This is a genomic window from Pseudomonas sp. GL-R-19 (assembly GCF_019956375.1).
Lineage (GTDB): Bacteria > Pseudomonadota > Gammaproteobacteria > Pseudomonadales > Pseudomonadaceae > Aquipseudomonas.
This window is the reverse complement of the sequence record NZ_JAHBDJ010000015.1, coordinates 1-15,753: the sequence shown is the minus strand read 5'-3', so window position 1 is coordinate 15,753 and position 15,753 is coordinate 1. Positions and strand designations below refer to the sequence as shown.

The window sequence follows — 15,753 nt, the reverse complement described above, 5'->3', positions numbered from 1 at the left end:
TGATCATTACGCCAAGTGACTTTCGACTTCGTCCATCAACTCATGAATCAACGCAGAGCCAGAGCTGGTCATGCCGAAATTCAGGTGTTCATCGATTAACTCGACTGTCTGTTCGGCTGTTGGGAGTACGGTGTCGATAAACAGGTGTTCGCGATTGATCGACTTAAAAAACGAATGAAGCTTAGTATCCCAGCGCAGGCCAATAGACGTGATACCCAGCGAGTAGGCAATAATATTGGCGTGCAACCGATGCGCCACTATCAGGTCGTAGCGGTTGATAGTGTTCACCAGATCATTGGGCGTTTTCGGTTTCTCTTCACACACGTCGACCAATGGTCTACACGCGTTGTAAATTTCGTCTTTCAGGAGCTCGTCTTCGCTCGCGCCGTTGGTAAACAGTGAGACGTGATACCCCTGTCGATCAAGCAACTCGACCAGGCTTCTGAAATAACTGCGGGTATGCTCTTGGAATGGCTTGCCGAGTCGCCCTTGGACATCTAGCCCCTTGGGATTGGAAATACAAATGCCAATCCTTTTGTGCTGATCGCAAGGCACGCTTTCAACTTTATAGCACTGCTTGGAATTGACCCCCGGGTCGGGAACGACCTTGACGTCAAGGTTCGGATTGATCAAACGGATGAAATTCTGCCTGGACTCTTCGTCGCGCACCGAGATCGATTGTGGATTGAAGTTTTTCAGCGCCCGTCGAAACAGTAGTTTTCCCAGAGGGCTCAGCGTGGGTGATACGCCGACAAACGCGATCACGGTTTTCAAAGCTGGCAATTGCTTGGCAGTCAACGACAGAAAATACATTTTAAGCGGGAAGTTGAGCTCTTCATCGAGAAACAGTTGTCCACCGCCTACGGTCAGCAAATCAGCCTCGGCAAGTTTGGATCGCCAGGATTTGCGCCACACCCATTGGTATTTCAGATAGAAAAATAGCGCCAGTAAAGGTTTGCGGCCGACGGCCGGGATAGCGTGGAGCATCCTGAATTTAAGATCCGAGGACGTCGCGCCCGTGTCGAAGTCATCCCGCCCGGCAATGTCCAAAGGTGACACCTTCGCGACCTTCTCGGTGCTGTTGTACAAGTTCTTGATGTTTTCAAATATGATGCCGTCGCCTAGGTTCTGACTGAACGGAACCCCTCCAATCACGATATTCATGCGCGCTCCTGAGTAGAATGAAAGCGGGTCAACAAAGCCGTCAGCAACACGGCTAGCACGATGATTGCCGCCGTCAGGTTGACCCCTAGCAACATCGCGCCAGTGGTCAAGGTGTAGTGGTGGTTGATTAAGTGCAGGGTGAAGCCGGCAAGGCCGACCAGCATGGCCAGCAGCACGTAATGGTTGAATCCGGACGATTTTAGAATGGTACGGCCAGACTGGATGACTGCAAGGCTGACTGGCAGGATCGCCAGCTGCGACAGCCCGATGCCGCTGAATGCTTCGCCGAAGATCAAGGCGGGAATGCGATCGCCACCCAAAATTAACAGCCCGCCATACACTGCGCTTGCTCCTACTCCCAACAATGCCAACTGCGCGCATTGGCGATAGTAGGCACCGTTGTCCTCTAACCGCAGTTTCATCAGCCTTGGCAGGTAGTGATTGGACAGAGCAATACCAAAGTATTGAGCCGGCAGGATCAAGGTCATGACAACGCGAAAAAAGGCCGAGCCAGCAGTGTCACCGGACGCCAGCAGGAAGATCACCATGCCATGGGTCATGGTCCACAACACAATTTGGGCGGCGCTGTTGCTGATGCTGAAGCCAATCCAGTCGCGGGGCTCGATGACATATGGTTCCCCAGTGCCTAGGCGTCGCCAAAAAAACAACGCAGGAGCGCCCAGGCATAGGGCAATCAGGGTCACGATCAAGTCGAGCGAGGCGCTCTCGGTGAGCAGCAGCGTGGACAGTACGGCCACCTGCAACAGCGGCGGAACCAGCAGACTGGACGTCTTGCGATTGAGAATGGCCAAGCTGCGCAAGGACCAGTACATGATAAACGCCATGAAGAAGAACGGCATCAGGACGACCGTCAATGGGCGGCCCGTGGTTAATGCGAAGTAGCCCGTGGCAACTACCGCGAGCGCAGCCACCGGATACAGTATATTCAACAGGCTGCGCGGTTCGAGCGACTGCCCGCGCCGGCCAAACATCAGTAGGATATCTGCGGCGGTGCAGGCATGAATGATGCTGAGCAGAATCACCGACGAATACAGTGCGGAGAACAAAGCGAAGTCATTGAGGTTCAGTGCGCGTGCAGCAATGACTTGGGTGAGGAAGAAACCACCCGTATAGGCGCCCTGTTCCGCTAATGTCCCAAGTATCTTTTTCATATGTATCCTGGATGTGTGAATCTTATGTTGCACGTGCAGTAAATGAGCGGCCTTAAATCTCAGACGCGCTCGGCTTTTATTAAGAGTGGCGCGTTAATTAAACGCTTTCTGACTTATATTCGTAATTGTAATAACCATAGTCGGCATAGCCATACTTTGCCGAGGCGCGTTTTTCAACACCATTGAAAATGGCGCCTTTTAAATCAATGCCATTTTGTGCAAAGCGGCGCATGGTCAATTCAATTTCACGAGCCGGGTTAAGTGCAAAGCGCGTCACAATCAAACTTGTACCCGACTGGCGGCCGACAATCGCCGCGTCCGTCACTGCCAGCAACGGCGGGGTATCCAGAATCACCAGGTCGTACTGGGCGCTGACTTGGTCCAGAAAGGCACTGAAGTTCGCGTGCATTAGCAGTTCTGAAGGGTTGGGCGGTATTTGTCCACGGCCGATAACGTCAAGGTGCTCGAATTCAGTTTTATTGATCGCGGTTGCCAGGTCGCAGCGTTTGACGAGTAAATCTGAAAGCCCGTTTTCAGCGGGTGTTCCGAATACTTTATGCAAATACCCTTTGCGCATATCCACGTCGATCAGTAATACACGCTGTCCGGTCTGAGCGATGACTGCAGCGAGGTTGGCAGAAACGAAGGTTTTACCTACCTTGGGACTCGGGCCGGAGATCATCAGGCGATTATTGCTGGCTTCGAGCATGGCGAAGTGCAGACTGGTGCGCAAGCTGCGCAATCCTTCTATAGCCAGGTCGGTGGGGTGACTGCTGGCCAGTATGGGGGTGGCATTGTTAGCGCGGCCTCGACCACTTCGCAGGATTTTGCTTTCTTCACTTTTTTGCAGTGTGCTGAAAGGAATCGATGCGTACACCGGCAACCCCAGCTGTTCAATCTGGTCTGGATTTTCAACTCCGCGATTAAGGGCTCTGCGAAAAAGCACCAATGCAGTAGCCAGGAAAGCCCCAAGCAGGGTGGCAATGAGTACGATCAGGACCTTCTTGGGTTTAACGGGCTTGCGCAGATCCACATCGGCGGTATCGATCAAGCGTGCGTTACCCACGGTGCCGGCACGCATCACATCCAGTTCCTGGGATTTATTCAGGAGCTGGGTATAAATTTCGGTGCTGACTTTTACATCGCGGGTGAGGCTAAGCAGTTCTTGCTGCGTTGAAGGCAGGCCCTCGACTTTTTTGGCCAAGCCATCCTGCTTGGCTGTCAACTCGCCTAATTGGCTGAGCAAGGCCCGATAGGCGGGGTGCTGCCGGGTAAACTTGCGATCCATTTCCGCTTGCTGCAATTTCAATTCGGAGATGCTGGTATCCAGCGCCACGATCTGATCGAGAATGGCCTTGGCTTCCAGGCTGATATCGATGGATTTACTGCGAATTTGATACTTGTTCAGGGCGTTTTCGGCTTTTTCCAGGTCTTTTCGGACCTGAGGCAGCTGATCTTTTAGGAACTCCAGGCTTTGGGCGGCTTCGGCCGATGTCCGCTCGACATTTTGCCTTACATAGAGCTTGGCGATTTCATTGAGGATTTGAATGGCTTCGGCCGGTTCCTCGCTTTCAAGAGCCATTCCGATCATGCCGGATTCTTTACCGCGCTCCGATACATCAAGTACCTTTTGGTACTTCAAGATACTGGTCAGGCGTGGGTCACGTACAATGTTGAACGTCGTACCAGGATTCGCCTGCAATGCTTCGACCTGCAGTTTAATGCCGTCTTGGTCATAGGCTTGACCCACTTGGCCTTCGACCAAGATATTGTCGTTTTCATCGAGCAAAGTGAAGTGGCCACTTTCACCGCTGACGAACGTTAGTTCCTGACCCAGTAGCTCTTGTGGGAGCTCGAGTTGGAATATTTTCAGGGTTTCGCCACCCCAGGCAAAACTATTCATGCCAAACCATGGCGTCGCAACCGTATTAACTGCGTCTGGTTTGAACCGGCGAGCAATAAATTCGCCAATCACCGGAAAACGGTTCGGCTCGACAGTGATGTCGAGCGATAGATTGTCGACAACCTTGCCGATAATGGCGCGCGACTTGATTAATTCAATTTCTGTGGCTGAAGGCGACTCTTTACCCAACATGCTGTTGATATCGGAGAAGCCGAGCATGTCATTTTTTTTGGCCTCTACCTGTATCAAGGCGGTTGCCTCGTAAACAGGAGTGGCCAACACCGAATACGCCGTACCAACAGCCATAGAGGCAGCAGTGATCCCGGCAATCAACCATTTATGATCGACCAGTGTCCCGAGTAGGCCCATCAAGTCGATTACATCATCGTCATGTGAGGTTAATGCTGGAGTTTGCTGCATAAGTGGGTTCTTTTTTAACAGATATTCGAGGAGTGGTTTAGCGTGCGAGACGCCTTGCCCAGGCGGTTACTGCTTCTTCAATCAACGCGTAAGCATGTACAAAAGCAGGTTTGCCTTGACGGTAGGGGTCGCTGATTTCGCGGTTGTTCTGCCACTTGCCCAGCAAGAAGACCTTACCTCGCGCTTCAGGCGCGATCTTGAGAACGCGGTCTATGTGCGACTGCTCCATCACCAGGATCAGATCCGATCCGCTGATGGTGGTAGGGGTCAGTTGATTGGCTTTGTGCTCGTTTGGCAGATGGCCATGCTCTTCCAGTACGACCCGGGCGGTGGGCTCGATCGGATGGTCTTGTAGCGCGCCAAGACCCGCGGAGCTGACTTCGATGTCGGATCGGCCCAGTGCATCTCGCAACAAATGTTCTGCAGTGGGGCTTCGGCAAATGTTGCCAATGCAAACGATTAGAATCTTGTTAAACAAGGCAACCTCCCTGGAAATTCCACACTTGCGGTGATGGTGCAATTGGAAAGACTGAAATTCTGTTTTTCTTCAACGGCACTTCTTTGACGGTTTGCAGCTATTGGGTGTGTGCCTCTTTCCGTGAGGAGTTACCGTGCTGGATGAAGCTTTTCACTGCGAAGACTCTGGTCTGCTGGAATCTGGACGTGGAGCGTGCTTAACAGCTGCTATGCTAAAAATCATAACTGCCAACCCACGACAACATCAACCATTAAATGGCAGGCGATTAGTTGATGCTATATGGCGATAAAATATCCACACATAAAGCCAGATATTAAATAACATTTTCTGATCTTTTCAGACGAATTATAACGTTTTTGATTTTTTTTGTGTTGCTCTGCATTGGCGTGTGCTAGGCGTACGTGAGGTGCAGTTTGATGATAAGTGTAGGGGATTGCTTTGGATAAAGCGCTCTCCAGCATTCGTTTATTGCCAATGAGTTTCGCGTGTTTTTAAAGGGCGCAGTTTCCATGATCGGCCAATTCCGTTTCTCGGGTGCGTTTCCATCCTTGGGAGAAATCCGTCGCAAGGTCGAGGAGATAACCACGGAGCTACTTGGCCACGTAGGCGTAGAAGGGGTTGATTGTGTCCATCCATTGTGTTTTGGCGGTTCAAGCGACCTTGTCTGAGAGTCTCACTGCTAGCGCCTGGTATTTGGTTCAATGCAAGGCGAACCAGGACGAGCGTGCAGAGATTAATCTGGATAACCAGGGGTATACCTGTTTTCGCCCAACGCACCAGCGCGAACGTGATTTACAGGGGCGCAGGAGGATTGTTCGCGAATCGCTGTTTCCGGGTTATCTGTTTATCCAGCTAGGCTCGGGTGAGAGCTGGGCGCCTTTGCGTTCTACCCGCGGTGTATTGCGAGTTGTCAGTTTTGGCGGCAAGCCGTTGCCCGTAGGTGATGACTTGATCGCCCGACTTTATGAGCACGATAACGGAGCCCCAATGGATGCTCGGTTTGCCTGTGGCGAGCGGGTGCGTATCAAGGAGGGGCCTTTTGTCGATGTGGAAGCGATCTTCCTGGCGATGGAGGGAGAGCAGCGTGTGTTGCTCCTGATGACACTGCTGCAACGTGAGCAAAGAATCAGCATCCCCCTGGTTGATATCAGTAAGCATTGATACGGTGCATTGGTCCCAGCCAGCCAATCAACGAGCAGATACCATTCTGGCAACAAGGTCAGTTGCTCTCGTCCTCGCTCCTCCCCTTAGTAGGCATTAAGCTTTTTTCGCAACCCCGAGAAGGTGGCGGTCTCAGTCAGGGCCGCATCTTTATGGCGTAGCTGACGTTCCGGCTCGCGAACAGGTTTATGCCGTCACGCGATTACCCGGTATCCTTTTTTTGGTTCTTCACGCAATCCCGGGGAACTGTAGGAGCCGGCTTGCCGGCGATGGACTCAAGGACGCCGCATTTATCCGGTTCACTCGCGTTATCGTTAACGACCATCGCTGGCACGCCAGCTCCTACAGACTGCGTCTTGGTTGAAAATGAAGTGGCTTCCCGAGGAACTGTAGGAGCGAGCTTGCTCGCGATGGACTCAAGAGCGCCGCGTTTAGACAGAAAATACGCGTTATCGTTAACGACCTTCGCTGGCAAGCCAGCTCCTACAGGGGAGCGTGCTCATGCTTTTTTTGCGGTCGACTGCTGCCGTTGCGCCTGCCTGAAGGTAAGTTCGGGCATGCCGATATCGCCCTGAATCGGGTCAACAAGCTGTACGGTATCGGGCGGAGATTTAAAAGAAGTTGGCGATGAACATCGCCACGAAAGTCGACAGCAGAACAGCCTGTCGCTGTTGCTGCAGTTGCACGCGTGGCTGGTGAAGATCCAGCCACGCGTGACGAGGCTAACGCGCTACGCAAATGGCTTGCGTCGCCTGGTTAGCCTGCAGGTGCACCATCAATAGATGTCTTTTGACAGCAAGGTAAACGGTGTCTTCGCCAGGATTTTCACATCCAGCCACAACGACCAGTTATTGATGTACTTGAGGTCGATCTCAACGCGTTTCTGCATCTTGTCGATGGTGTCGGTCTCGCCGCGGCAACCGTTGATTTGAGCCAGCCCAGTGATCCCTGGTTTGATTCGGTGGCGCGCCATGTAGGCGAGAATCTTGCCGGAGTAGTAGTTGTTGTGCGCAACGGCATGAGGGCGTGGCCCGACCAGCGCCATATGGCCCTGCAAGACGTTGAACAACTGCGGCAACTCGTCGAGGGACGTGCGACGGATAAAGCGCCCTATCGGGGTGATCCGCGAGTCATTACGGCTTGCTTGCTTGACCTCGTGATCGTCGTGTACGCGCATCGAGCGAAACTTCCAGACCTTGATGACCTTCCCGTTCCACCCGTGGCGGTCCTGTTTGAAAAACACCGGGCCATGGGAGGTGAATTTGACGGCCAGGCCAATGATCAGCAGTAACGGGCTTAGAGCGACAATGGCCATCAGCGCCAGGCTTTTATCGAACAGGCTTTTGCTCAGCGCGGCAGTGGGTTGGCTGCTCAGCGGGCACTCAATCAAGTGGATTGCCGGCATGCCATCCACATCACTGACCGAGTGATTGAGCAGCGTCAGGCTGTTCAAGTCCGGGACCCAGACCACATCAACGTTGGCATCCAGCAAGTCGACATACATTTCTTCGATTTGTGCCGCTTCGCTCAGGGGTAGCGTGATGTACAGGCGTCGGATGTCATGGGTCTTGATCAGTTCAAGCAGTTCCTCTTGCGGACCTACGACAGGTGGCATGCCCGCCTCCAACAAGGACGTGGTGTCGGAGCTTACCAGGCCGACCAACGGAAAGTGCTCCAGGGCACGAAGCTTGTTAGCCAGGCCCAGTGCCAACTCGCCAGTACCCACAATCAGCGTTCTACGCTCAATTTGAAGCGCCCGTTGGTAGTACTTCGAAAAACCATGCAGCGGGACATACAAAACCGCCTGCCCGATGTAGCTGCAGAAAGCCCAGATCAGGATGATTTGACGAGAAAACAGTTCGTTGGCCTTACAGAGAAAGGCGACAATAGCTAACGCTGCCAGTGTCATTGACCAACCCATCAGCAGTCTTATCAACCCTTCCAGGTAATTGTCCTTTTTTGCATAGGCGCCGCACCATGTATAGGCCGGAACCGATGCAAGCACGGTAAGCGTTGCGCATACTCGATAGTAGAACTCTACCGTTCCAGTCTGGTAATAAACCAATAGAAGTAACAGGGCGACAACAAAGCCCTGACCCAGTGCCCACTGTCCCCAGAAGGTCAGTCCTTTGAGGGTGGTATTTCGATTGATACGAAGATTGTTAACCATACGATATCCCCAAAATACGTCCATTCGTGTTTCGACAATCAAGAGCCAAAATCAATGCGGTAAGAGTTGTTGTTCATGTTAGATTGCGATGCATTGACGACCGAAACGCCACACGGGCGGCGCTGTCATCAGTTCATAGGTTAAATTATTGGTGCGGGCACTGTCTGACGACTTTTAACGAGCGGGTGATGTATCTGGTTGATATGTCTGGGTGAGAATGGCGTTAGAAATGGTCTGGCTTCAGCTTTTTAACGCGACTGTATAGAGGAGGCGGGGGAGGATAAGTTGGCGTGCTCTATTATTGTTGTATTGCACTGCCGAGGCGTGAATCTGAATTTCTCAGACTAGATTTTTACGCGTACGATTTTTTGTATCACGCAGTACCCACGATTTCTCACTGCACGAAAAAGGCGCTCGCCATGACTGGCTTTTTTAAATTTTTCCTGCAGTCGACTCAGGCACATTTCGAGACCCCGATATTGTTCAGGTTCTCTGCCGATGCTGCGGATAAGGTCGTCCTTGCTGACCACGCGATCTTCATGGTGCAGCATTTTTTTAAGCAGCGCGGCCTCCAGGCCAGTCAAGACAATTTCCACGTCATCCTTGATCAGCGCGCCACTGCTGTCGCTCAGTCTCCAGGTTTCAGCCGCTGGAGTGTGCGGTTTGGCTGGCTGGGAAACGAATTCCCTGGCGTCATCCCTGGCGCTGTCTGCGGTTGATGTGAAGTGCGTAAACTTTGTTACGGTTAGGGCGGTTTGCCATTCGGACTTGAACGTCGAAAGGATGCGCTGGGTATCGTGCTTGATCACCGGCGGAAGCATTCTGGCCATTTGCGGGGAAATAATTTCCATAAGCTTGGGGGCAGAAGCTGGCGGGGCAACGCCTTCAAAAAACATTTTTGCCTGTGACGTGCCGTAACTGTTGTATCGCTTGCTGGACAGTAATGCCTCAAGCTCCAGTTGCAGTGCGGGGTTGTGTGTAACCACGACAAAGTATTTTCTTGGGAGGTTTGTGCTGCTATCCATGGCTCTCTCCTTAGTTGCACGTCTTGAATTTGGTTTAAAGGTTGTCTGCAGGGGAGTAGTGACTCCCTTGAAAGTAATCAAAGGGCAGTGCACGTGCCAGTATATGGCTAGCAGCATGCTCGACTCTGTCCGCTATAAACGAGACTTTTGTGTTGTGAGTGAGCATGGTCATACGTTCGTGGAGACGATTGAATAACTCTGGGTTGCCACTGAGCTTGAGGCTCAAGTCCAGAGAGGCGGTGGAGATCTTTATATAGTCGAATAGATTCAGGGTGGTAAAGATTTCGGTACTTTCATCGTCGATGTTGTAGTCGTCGAGCGCGATTTCTATGCCGTGATCTTTCAACAGATATACGTTGTGAAGGATTTTCTTTTTTTCTGCGAAGCTGATAGCCGACAGGGGGAGCTCGTTGAGCGCGACAACCAGTGTCTGGCCAAATTCGCGCAGAGCAGCGCCGGACTGTATCAGCTCTTCCGTGAGTGCAGAGCTGGCGAGATCTGACTGTCCTACGCAAACAAATCTACGGCTCAGGTATTTGTTTCCGTTGGTGGTGTTGTGATCTTTCAGCGAGAAGGCAATCAGCCTGGTCTGCATCAGTACTTCACTGTAGATCCCACTCATCTGATGCGCTTCTGGCGCGCGGGACGCGCAGGCGGAGTCGTCAAAATGTATTCTGATCTCGCTGCCAAACGGGCAGTCATCCCGAGTGAGAATCAATTGTCGAGACAGGTAATGCTCTGCGTGACCGTAGAGTCGCACGCTCCCTGTTGCGTTCATAATACAGAAACTCCCTTTTACATTAAGAATCAGGTTGTCGAGATCAGACCCCTGATTAAACGATATCCATGCCCACGAATACTTTGAATGGCGTTGCTGCCATACATGCCTTTTATTTTGCCGCGAAGGCGACTGATCGACTTTTCCAAGGCTCTTGGGTCATAAAAATTTATATTCAGCCCCATGATTCTGGCGATTTCATCATGGCTCAATATCTGGTTCTTCGTTTGAGAGAAAGCCTCGAGAATTTTCATTTCCGCAAACGATACGTCCAGCTTTTTATAGTCGCCAATCAGGCACATGCGGGTGGGGTCCAAAAGCAGGTTATGCTTTTTTTGCCATTCTGGACTGCTGAAAAACTCCGACAGTGCATCGGTATTTTCGTCTGCAAAAGTGTCGCAATTAATACAGTAGTCGGCCCCGGCAAGATAATATTTCATCTTGTTGTAGGTGCCTCTACCGGTGATAGCGATGAAAATTATTGACGCCAGATTTTCGGCGCGAATGTTTTCTACCAGGGTGAGGCTCTCAACAAACGCCTGAGGGCTGTCGATTACGATAAAAATTGCACGGTATGAATTGGAATTCTTGTTTCTTTTGAATGAGTTGCTATAGCACATTGCATCAACGGCAATATCCTTGCCTACGTGGCTTGCGACTAATTCCCTAAAGCCCTCAGCTAGCGTATGGGTTCGCCCAATGGTGAGAACACCTGTCTCCTCCTTCACGTCGCTGTGGCCTGTAGTCGTTAATTTCCCTGTAAGCATCATGCTTTGACTCGGATAGGTGCTGGCATTCGAATGTTAAAGCACCAATTCTCGCTTGTGACTGACAATTGGTAACATTTCACTGTTTTTTCAGACGGCCGTCTCGTTTTTTTAACATTGCCGGTGATTCTGACGTGATCGTTTGCCCACCGGTGGTTCGAGGTGCCTAATGACCGATGGCAATCTCGTGGGGTTGATGGGGCATGGCATTGTGCCATCTATTGGTCCAATGCCCCGTATTTTCGCAGCCATATGACCGTGCATGTCGGTAAAGTTTCAGCCACCTGACTTTTTTTGTTTGGGCGTCATGAGGCGGTAGGGTTTTGTGGTTTCAAGTGCGATTTTTTGCTCTTGTCTGGCTCGGCACTCTCGAATATTAACCGTTATCTAACGTTGGTATTGGTGGTGTCGCCCATGGACATTTCATAACATTGAGTTTTATTAATCGGCCTGATGCGCTTTACTATCGTGTTGGCGTTGAATTAGTGCGAAGTCGATGCATGGGTATTTGTCGTTGAGGGGGCTTAATGGATCTTTGGACAACCATCACAGTGTTGATTTTAGGGATGGTCGAAGGTCTGACGGAGTTCTTGCCGATATCAAGTACAGGGCACCAGATTATCGTCGCGGACTTGCTGGGCTTTGGCGGCGAGCGAGCCATGGCCTTCAACATCATCATTCAATTGGGCGCGATCCTGGCGGTTGTCTGGGAGTTCCGCCGCAAGATTCTCGAGATCGTTACCGGCTTGCCGACCCAACGCAATGCACAACGTTTCACCTTGAATCTGTTAATCGGTTTTCTTCCGGCAGTGGTCTTGGGGGTGTTGTTCGCCGATAAGATCCATGAGTATCTGTTTAATCCAATCACTGTTGCAGTGGCATTAGTGGTGGGTGGCATCATCATGTTGTGGGCCGAGCAGCGCAGACATGTGGTGTCTGTCGACCATGTTGACGACATGCGCTGGACCGACGCCCTCAAGGTCGGTTTCGTGCAATGCCTGGCGATGATTCCGGGCACCTCGCGCTCTGGGTCGACCATTATCGGTGGGTTACTGTTTGGCCTGTCGCGCAAGGCTGCCACGGAGTTTTCGTTCTTTCTGGCGATGCCGACCATGGTCGGTGCCGCCGTGTATTCAGGCTATAAGTATCGGGATCTGTTCCTGGCCAGTGACTTGCCGGTGTTTGCGCTGGGTTTCGTGACGGCGTTCTTTTTCGCCATGATCGCCGTGCGTGGTTTGCTCAAGTTTATCGCCGCCCACAGTTACGCCGTGTTCGCCTGGTACCGGATCGGATTCGGTTTGCTGATTCTGGCAACGTGGGTATTCGGTTGGGTTGACTGGAGCGGGGCTGCAGCGCACTGACACTCGCACCAGGCTGCGGGACATGCAGCCTGGTCGCAGGGAAGCGGCTAACCGTTAACGCCCCTCAAGCAGCTCCGCCGCTTGATCCAGCAACGCCAATGGCTCTTTGGCCTTGTGAATGTCCACCGACAATAACTGCCGAAACTTGCGAGCCCCCGGGAACCCGGTGCCCAGGCCCAGTACATGTCGGGTGATGTGGTGCATCGAGCCGCCTGCAGCGATGTGCGCCGCTATATAAGGACGCAACTGCGACAGCGCCTCAGCCCGGCTGATCACCGGCGCCGTGCTGGCGAACAGCTGCTGATCCACCTCGGCCATCACATAAGGGTTGTGATACGCCTCACGGCCCAGCATCACGCCGTCGAACGTCTGCAAATGCTCGTGGCAGGCCTCCAGCGTCTTGATCCCGCCGTTCAGGATAATCTCCAGCTCCGGAAAGTCCGCCTTCAACCGCGCCGCTACGTCATAACGCAGAGGCGGGATGTCCCGGTTCTCCTTTGGCGACAATCCCTCCAGAATCGCGATCCGCGCGTGCACGGTAAAACTGGTGCAGCCGGCCTCGCGAACCGTACCGACGAAATCACACAGTTCTTCGTAACTGTCGCGCCCGTTGATCCCGATACGGTGCTTGACCGTCACCGGAATCGACACCGCATCACGCATCGCCTTCACACAATCGGCCACCAACTGCGGATGCCCCATCAGGCACGCGCCGATCATGTTGTTCTGCACCCGATCACTCGGGCAGCCGACATTCAGGTTCACTTCGTCGTAACCGTGCTCCTGCGCCATCCGCGCGCACGCGGCCAGGTCCAGCGGCACACTGCCGCCGAGTTGCAGGGCCAGCGGGTGCTCGGCTTCGTTGTGGCGCAGGAAGCGGTCGTGGTCGCCGTTAAGCAGGGCGCCGGTGGTGACCATTTCGGTGTAGAGCAGGGCGTTTTTCGACAATAGGCGCAGGAAGAAGCGGCAGTGTCTATCTGTCCAATCCATCATCGGCGCGACGGAGAAACGGCGGGAGAGTGGGGCGGGTGTGGCGGTGGTTACGGACATGAGGGATCTGGAATCGGTGAGGCTGGGAGGTGAGGGAGTTTATCAGGAATGGGCTGATGGAGCTTGGGCATGCCTCAGGACGATTGGGCAGGTGCTGGGTATTGCGTTGATAACATCACGAAAAAGTAGGAAATTTCCCTCAAGTCGCGTCCCCATTGCCCATATTGCCCTCCCACTGATCACCCGGCTAACCTCCCTTCGTCGCTGCAAATTCAGCGACAAGGGTGTGGAAGCCCTTCACAAGATCTAGGCGCACAGGGCGCCACCTAAATTTAAGCAGGCGCTTTTTTCATGTCTGCTGTTAAATTATGGCGGCTGTGCGCGGGGCACTTTCGGGTGCGTCGGGTTCCTAGATCCCCGGTCTTCCACACCCGTGCACAGCTGCCACCCCATCATGTGGAAGTGATGCTGGCAGTTCCTTTGGTTAATTCTAGGAACGAAAATGATGAAAAAGATCACGCCTGACCCTCCGGAAACCGCAATGGCTTCCGATTCTCTCGATCTTCCTCAACTATCCGCTGACTCTCAGCGGGTGGTCAGCAAACGCCTGCGAAACCCGAATCACGCTGATCCCGTCTGCCATGTGTTCACCATTCTTCCCAACGTCGACACTGAAACGCTCCTGTGTCACGCCTGCGAAACTCTCGCCTCGTTGAACGTCTTGACCACTGACCTGGCTTGCAAGCTCGAAGGTTCAACCCGCAGTTTGGCGTTGTCGATTCAGCAACTGGCGGTGGTGGGGGAGTTGTTGGTGAATCGAGCTTTGGACAATGTCGATCCGCAAGGCAGTGGGAGTGAGATATCGCCAGGAGCACACGGTTCCTGAGCCAACGCTGTCGCCCCACAAAGTTTCATGTTGTCCGGCACAGACGAGGCGTAGGCTGATGGCCATATGTTATTTCCCCTGCGCCTCAACCCACAGGAATCTGAAAAATGATCGCAAACTTCGTCAAAGTCTCGCTGATAGCCGGTGCTTTGCTGTTGAGCGCCTGTTCGGGTGTGAGCTCCCATAGCGATTATTCGACCGACTCAGTGCAGCCGGCCGGCTTTGGCCCGGGGCCAACCAACAGCAATGCCGCCAAGATGAATTTCCATGGCAGCGCGCTCGGCAATAGCTTCGGCGAATACAGTTCAGGATTGCTGCACGACGATTGATACGCGGACACCGTTACAAAGGGGCGCCCAAGTAGAACGCCCCTCCTGATTTCAGGACGGCTCTGAATCCATCCGCCGTGCAATCACATCCAACACATCACAACCATCGCGCAATGGCACGCAGCACAACAACGCAAAGTCGCTGAGAACCACCGTATCGCTGGTGATATCACCACGCATTGCAAGATTTTCAAGAATCTGCGTCACAGCTCGAATTCTGTAGCTGGCGGTGCTGAACAGTGAATGCAGAGGTTGTGTGGTGTTGACGAACAGCGAGGGCAGGTCATCGGCATTGCTGGTTAAAGCGATGTACTCATTCATAAGTGAAGCTCCATTAGTTCATGAGAGCTATCACTCAATCGTCGCCAAAACGAGAGGGTGGTAGCCGTACGCGGGTTGGCGAACCGGGCAATGGAGAAACCGGCAGACCCTGAGGTCTCCCGCGCACAGCCACCATAAAACAGGCAGCTAGGTGCGTTCCGAAGCGCTCCGAAATGGTCGAAGACTTCAGTTCAATTGCAATCGAGTCGCCAAACCCGACACGCCGTGAGGGCGTGGGTCGGACTATAGGACTCGTGGCAAAGGCGCAGCAATGGCGGAGTGTACGGACAATTCCTGATGTCGTGTAGGACGCTGCTCTTTTTGAGCAGTGGCACCGTTTTTTAAGACATCGCATTGCCTGAACCAACGCTGACTTGCCGAAAAGTTTCATGATGTGTCGTTGAAGTGAGGCATAGGATGACCACCAAAGGTCATGTCCCCGCGCCTCAACTCACAGGAATAAAAAAATGATCGCAAACCTTGTCAAAGTCTCGCTGATCGCCGGTGCTTTGCTGTTGAGCGCCTGTTCCGGTGTGAGCTCCCATAGCGATTATTCGACCGACTCGGTGCAGCCGGCTGGCTTTGGCCCGGGTCCGACCAACAGCAATGCCGCCAAGATGAATTTCCATGGCAGCGCGCTCGGCAATAGCTTCGGCGAATACAGTTCAGGATTGCTGCACGACGATTGATACGCGGTCCGCTGTCTAGTCCTGAAATAGGTTTACACCTGTTTCAGCCTCAAAACGCCCGATGCACCGCATCGGGCGTTTTGTATTTCAGCGACAGATGAGGCCGCTCGTTGTTATAGATCTGCACCGACTCGTCCAC

16 protein-coding genes are annotated in these 15,753 nt (G+C 52.9%); 5 read left to right on the top strand and 11 right to left on the bottom strand.

Annotation, left to right across the window (positions count from 1 at the left end; genetic code table 11):
- Nucleotides 1-6: 6 nt before the first annotated feature.
- The 4 genes from KGA83_RS09480 to KGA83_RS09465 all read right to left on the bottom strand — a co-directional run bounded on the left by KGA83_RS09480 (nt 7) and on the right by KGA83_RS09465 (nt 5,137).
- Complete coding sequence (locus KGA83_RS09480; protein WP_223529531.1) at nt 7-1,164, bottom strand: polysaccharide pyruvyl transferase family protein; 1,158 nt, start codon at nt 1,162-1,164, stop codon at nt 7-9.
- Entirely contained in the window at nt 1,161-2,336 is a 1,176-nt protein-coding gene (locus KGA83_RS09475) for a hypothetical protein (RefSeq protein WP_223529529.1), read from the bottom strand. Before KGA83_RS09475 ends, KGA83_RS09480 begins: the two co-directional genes overlap by 4 nt.
- 97 nt (nt 2,337-2,433) lie before the next feature.
- Nucleotides 2,434-4,659, bottom strand: coding sequence for a polysaccharide biosynthesis tyrosine autokinase (locus tag KGA83_RS09470; protein ID WP_223529528.1), 2,226 nt, complete (start codon nt 4,657-4,659; stop codon nt 2,434-2,436).
- Between the two features lie 37 nt (nt 4,660-4,696).
- Nucleotides 4,697-5,137: a low molecular weight protein-tyrosine-phosphatase gene (locus KGA83_RS09465; RefSeq protein ID WP_223529527.1), complete on the bottom strand. Its 441-nt coding sequence runs from the start codon at nt 5,135-5,137 to the stop codon at nt 4,697-4,699.
- A gap of 624 nt (nt 5,138-5,761) precedes the next feature.
- Here KGA83_RS09465 and rfaH point away from each other — a divergent pair.
- A complete protein-coding gene (gene rfaH / locus KGA83_RS09460; protein WP_223529602.1) occupies nt 5,762-6,298 on the top strand; it encodes a transcription/translation regulatory transformer protein RfaH in 537 nt (178 codons plus the stop codon).
- Between the two features lie 775 nt (nt 6,299-7,073).
- Here the strand turns inward: rfaH and KGA83_RS09455 are convergent.
- The 4 genes from KGA83_RS09455 to KGA83_RS09440 form a co-directional block, all read right to left on the bottom strand.
- Complete coding sequence (locus KGA83_RS09455) at nt 7,074-8,468, bottom strand: undecaprenyl-phosphate glucose phosphotransferase (RefSeq protein ID WP_223529600.1); 1,395 nt, start codon at nt 8,466-8,468, stop codon at nt 7,074-7,076.
- 344 nt (nt 8,469-8,812) lie between these two features.
- Nucleotides 8,813-9,493 (bottom strand): helix-turn-helix domain-containing protein, encoded by a 681-nt coding sequence (locus tag KGA83_RS09450; RefSeq protein ID WP_223529526.1) that lies wholly within the window; start codon nt 9,491-9,493, stop codon nt 8,813-8,815.
- Between the two features lie 34 nt (nt 9,494-9,527).
- Nucleotides 9,528-10,271: an EAL domain-containing protein gene (locus tag KGA83_RS09445; RefSeq protein WP_223529525.1), complete on the bottom strand. Its 744-nt coding sequence runs from the start codon at nt 10,269-10,271 to the stop codon at nt 9,528-9,530.
- A 29-nt stretch (nt 10,272-10,300) separates the two neighbouring features.
- Entirely contained in the window at nt 10,301-11,041 is a 741-nt protein-coding gene (locus tag KGA83_RS09440; RefSeq protein ID WP_223529524.1) for a winged helix-turn-helix domain-containing protein, read from the bottom strand.
- Nucleotides 11,042-11,565: 524 nt separating this feature from the next.
- Between KGA83_RS09440 and KGA83_RS09435 the strand changes: the two genes are divergently transcribed.
- On the top strand, nt 11,566-12,399 hold the full coding sequence (locus tag KGA83_RS09435) for an undecaprenyl-diphosphate phosphatase (protein WP_223529522.1): 834 nt from the start codon (nt 11,566-11,568) through the stop codon (nt 12,397-12,399).
- Nucleotides 12,400-12,453: 54 nt separating this feature from the next.
- Here the strand turns inward: KGA83_RS09435 and dusA are convergent, their stop codons facing one another.
- Entirely contained in the window at nt 12,454-13,449 is a 996-nt protein-coding gene (gene dusA, locus KGA83_RS09430; RefSeq protein ID WP_223529520.1) for a tRNA dihydrouridine(20/20a) synthase DusA, read from the bottom strand.
- A 445-nt stretch (nt 13,450-13,894) separates the two neighbouring features.
- On the opposite strand from dusA, the gene KGA83_RS09425 reads away from it, so the two are divergent.
- Entirely contained in the window at nt 13,895-14,275 is a 381-nt protein-coding gene (locus KGA83_RS09425) for a DUF6124 family protein (RefSeq protein ID WP_223529598.1), read from the top strand.
- Nucleotides 14,276-14,382: 107 nt separating this feature from the next.
- A complete protein-coding gene (locus KGA83_RS09420; protein ID WP_223529519.1) occupies nt 14,383-14,604 on the top strand; it encodes a hypothetical protein in 222 nt (73 codons plus the stop codon).
- Between the two features lie 51 nt (nt 14,605-14,655).
- On the opposite strand, the gene KGA83_RS09415 is transcribed toward KGA83_RS09420, so the two are convergent.
- Nucleotides 14,656-14,925, bottom strand: a complete 270-nt coding sequence (locus tag KGA83_RS09415) for a short-chain dehydrogenase (protein ID WP_223529517.1) — start codon at nt 14,923-14,925, stop codon at nt 14,656-14,658.
- Between the two features lie 467 nt (nt 14,926-15,392).
- On the opposite strand from KGA83_RS09415, the gene KGA83_RS09410 reads away from it, so the two are divergent.
- Complete coding sequence (locus tag KGA83_RS09410; RefSeq protein ID WP_223462685.1) at nt 15,393-15,614, top strand: hypothetical protein; 222 nt, start codon at nt 15,393-15,395, stop codon at nt 15,612-15,614.
- Nucleotides 15,615-15,663: 49 nt separating this feature from the next.
- On the opposite strand, the gene KGA83_RS09405 is transcribed toward KGA83_RS09410, so the two are convergent.
- Nucleotides 15,664-15,753: integrase core domain-containing protein (locus tag KGA83_RS09405; RefSeq protein ID WP_146615305.1), on the bottom strand; the 90-nt coding region annotated here is incomplete at its 5' end.

Excerpts from the sequence above, each read along its gene's own strand:
- KGA83_RS09435 (WP_223529522.1), top strand. The coding sequence starts at position 11,566 with ATGGATCTTTGGACAACCATCACAGTGTTGATTTTAGGGATGGTCGAA.
- KGA83_RS09445 (WP_223529525.1), bottom strand. The coding sequence starts at position 10,271 with ATGAACGCAACAGGGAGCGTGCGACTCTACGGTCACGCAGAGCATTAC.
- KGA83_RS09425 (WP_223529598.1), top strand. The coding sequence starts at position 13,895 with ATGAAAAAGATCACGCCTGACCCTCCGGAAACCGCAATGGCTTCCGAT.
- KGA83_RS09475 (WP_223529529.1), bottom strand. The coding sequence starts at position 2,336 with ATGAAAAAGATACTTGGGACATTAGCGGAACAGGGCGCCTATACGGGT.
- KGA83_RS09415 (WP_223529517.1), bottom strand. The coding sequence starts at position 14,925 with ATGAATGAGTACATCGCTTTAACCAGCAATGCCGATGACCTGCCCTCG.
- KGA83_RS09455 (WP_223529600.1), bottom strand. The coding sequence starts at position 8,468 with ATGGTTAACAATCTTCGTATCAATCGAAATACCACCCTCAAAGGACTG.
- KGA83_RS09450 (WP_223529526.1), bottom strand. The coding sequence starts at position 9,493 with ATGGATAGCAGCACAAACCTCCCAAGAAAATACTTTGTCGTGGTTACA.
- dusA (WP_223529520.1), bottom strand. The coding sequence starts at position 13,449 with ATGTCCGTAACCACCGCCACACCCGCCCCACTCTCCCGCCGTTTCTCC.
- KGA83_RS09480 (WP_223529531.1), bottom strand. The coding sequence starts at position 1,164 with ATGAATATCGTGATTGGAGGGGTTCCGTTCAGTCAGAACCTAGGCGAC.
- KGA83_RS09470 (WP_223529528.1), bottom strand. The coding sequence starts at position 4,659 with ATGCAGCAAACTCCAGCATTAACCTCACATGACGATGATGTAATCGAC.
- KGA83_RS09410 (WP_223462685.1), top strand. The coding sequence starts at position 15,393 with ATGATCGCAAACCTTGTCAAAGTCTCGCTGATCGCCGGTGCTTTGCTG.
- KGA83_RS09420 (WP_223529519.1), top strand. The coding sequence starts at position 14,383 with ATGATCGCAAACTTCGTCAAAGTCTCGCTGATAGCCGGTGCTTTGCTG.
- KGA83_RS09440 (WP_223529524.1), bottom strand. The coding sequence starts at position 11,041 with ATGATGCTTACAGGGAAATTAACGACTACAGGCCACAGCGACGTGAAG.